Here is a 2,886-nt window from a genome sequence, read left to right on the forward strand (position 1 = left end):
GTTCTGCCCCGTTAGTTAAAGAACGAAAAAGATAAACGACTGCCACAACAACCCATTTTATTCTTCAACTCTTGCACCCGTTAGTTCAATAACATATGCCTTATTTGTTTTTTAAAGCGAGTTTAACCGATATATTTATTTGTTCTTTATAAACACCAGTATTATCAATTGCCAATAATTCTTCTTTTAAGTGTTCTTCAAATGAATTAACGTTTTCTCCCAAAAAGCGTTTAGCACCATAGGAAGTCGAATATATATTTCCGATTATAGAATCATATGACCATATCTGGTCATATGTAGGTATCTGATGAATTTCTAAATCAAACTTTGAACTTGCTATTATTTCCTGATGGCTAACTTCTGGATGGGTATATGTAGTATTACCTGCTCTTCTTTCGTTTCCATACCAATGTTTTACTACCTCATTAACTTTCTTTTGCCACGGTAAAAGCTCTTTATTAGGAGAATAATTATCAATAATAGCAATTCCACCACCACAGGAAACCATTCCATATAAAGTTTCAAGAACCTTTTCCCTATCCATCCAATGAAATGCCTTTGCAATTGTTACAAATCTAAAAAATTCATCAAATTTCCCTTTATATGTATCAATATCTCCATTAAACCATTCCAGATTTTCCACTCTAATTTCTTTGCTGAGACGTATTGCTTCTTGTATCATTTCAGGCTCAGTATCAATCCCAACTATTCCTTCGAACCAATCAGTAAACCTGAATGCTAATTGTCCAGTACCACACCCTAAATCGAGCATTTGACCTTTACCGTTCAGGGAAAACCTATCTATTAAGTATCTTATTAAAGAAGCTGGATATAAAGGTCTATAACGGGAATAATACCAAGCTGTCCCTTCAAACAAATCTTTACCGTAGTCAGTCCTAACAATTCCTCCTCTCATATTAAGTTCTTTAAACCCAAAAAAATAACCTTCTTATTTAACTAACTAAACTGCCCTTTTAGTACAATAAGAAAAAGGAGTTGCCGAAACACCCCCTTGTTAAACTCTTGCACCCGTTAGTTTAATAAGGAATTTGTTGAAACAACCGCCCAATAAAGAAAACTCATAGAAAAAAACACAATCAAAAATGTCGTTATAGCTTTTGGTAATTTACCATAAAAGTATATTAAAGCTAACCCAATTATTAAGTGTATAAAAGCAAAAGGAGTAAGACCCATCTACCTCACCTCTTACCTGAATTAATAATTCTTTTCTTTCATTGAATCTTGTTAATTTAATACAGTCAATTTATTGTTTTTAGCATATTTATTCCAGTAATTTCAAATCCTAACTCCTCATATAGCTTTCTAGCCCCTGTATTACTGCCAAAAACATTAAGTTTAAAGTAATAAACTCCTTGCTGCACAAGCCAATTCTCGATTTTTTCCATAACTGTTGTTCCAAATCCTCTTGCTCTATATTCTTCAAATATATAAATTTCATATAGAAATGCATTTTTCTTTTCTTTTTCAACTTTTACCCAAACATATCCTATTAACTGGTTTTCTTTATAGATATTAAATAGGTGATGATTAGGAGTTTCAATTCCTTCAGGAAGTAATTTGTTTAATTGTTTAAGTGCTTTAGCTAAGGAGTCTTCAATGCCATCCTCATGTACATTTTGCGATAAGACATCCGCAAATCTTTCTATCTTATTTTTAAAATAAATTCTAAATTCTTTTTCTGACATTTTACTTAATAAGATATTCACGTTACTATCCTCATAATAATTGACTTATACAAATTATAGCATTTTTATTCAACTAACCTGCCACTTTAGTTGAATAACGATAAAGAAAAAGGGCTACCGCAGCAACCCATTTTATTCTTCAACTCAAGTACCCGTTAGTTTAATAATGGGTTGTATTTTTATAATTTATATAATGTGGAATGTTGATTCCTTTTTGTAATGTAATGGGCTATTAAGTATATGACTACTTGAATCGGAACTGAAAAAGCATATTCCCAATTTAAAGGTTGGTATAACTTCATCCAATTAAATATGGGTTCTGCCACAAACGAAGTAATTAATGCAAAGAGAATAGCTTTAATAAGAGGATTAAAATTAGGTTTAATTTGTATTAAAAACATTACTGTAACAGGCATTAGAGATATATCCCATGGAAAATACGTAGGTAAAACTGGAATTACATTAAATCTATAGTGCCATAGTCCTAATTGGTCTCCTAATAAATCAAGCATAAGAGCAATTACCATTACAAAGAGACCTGAATATAACAGCCTATCTGTACTATTCTTTTCACGAAAAAATATCCATAGAATCCAAGGTAAAACGGATAAAATAACTCCAAACCACCATAGTGGTGAAAACAGTACGAACTCTAACCAAATATCTATTTTTTTTGAATAAGGAGATGAATTTCGTTTGTATTATTATCAATTTTTTTTATTATTTCTTCCTTGTTTTCCATTAGTGAATCTCCTTTATGATTAAGAAATAGGGTATTCCTATGGATTTATGGATTTTAAAACAATATATTTTTAGTTAATCAGCAGTAACAAATCCTTTCTTCAATTAGCATGACCTAAATTTTATTAAACAATCCTGCCCGTTAGCCCTCCATGCAGCACAAAATCAGTGCTGCACCACAGAGAATGAAAATATACTAAGTTGTCTATACTGGTTCTTAATCCAATCAATCAATTCATAGTTAAATGTATTGTGGCTCTCCTTTTTTTAAAACGAATTAGAAGGGTCTTCTTTCTAATTGTCTTTTTTTGTAATTAGAGAAGTTTATTTTCATGGTAGTACAAGAAGGGCTTATGTATTTTAGATAGAAATTGCTAAGTAATAAAATCACCTTTTTTGTGCTTCCCATTTAAGAAAAACATTAGTGAAAAAATATGCC

General features: G+C 31.0%; 3 protein-coding genes. All 3 read right to left on the bottom strand.

Annotation, left to right across the window (positions count from 1 at the left end):
- Nucleotides 1-100: 100 nt before the first annotated feature.
- Nucleotides 101-916, bottom strand: a complete 816-nt coding sequence (locus AC6CHR_RS25005) for a class I SAM-dependent methyltransferase (RefSeq protein ID WP_498251897.1) — start codon at nucleotides 914-916, stop codon at nucleotides 101-103.
- A 343-nt stretch (nucleotides 917-1,259) separates the two neighbouring features.
- A complete protein-coding gene (locus tag AC6CHR_RS25010; protein WP_498251898.1) occupies nucleotides 1,260-1,706 on the bottom strand; it encodes a GNAT family N-acetyltransferase in 447 nt (148 codons plus the stop codon).
- A gap of 179 nt (nucleotides 1,707-1,885) precedes the next feature.
- The gene (locus tag AC6CHR_RS25015; RefSeq protein ID WP_498251899.1) at nucleotides 1,886-2,233 is read right to left on the bottom strand and encodes a CBO0543 family protein; all 348 of its coding nucleotides are present in this window, start codon (nucleotides 2,231-2,233) and stop codon (nucleotides 1,886-1,888) included.
- Nucleotides 2,234-2,886: the final 653 nt, after the last annotated feature.

Source organism: Metabacillus sp. GQ13, assembly GCF_059758525.1.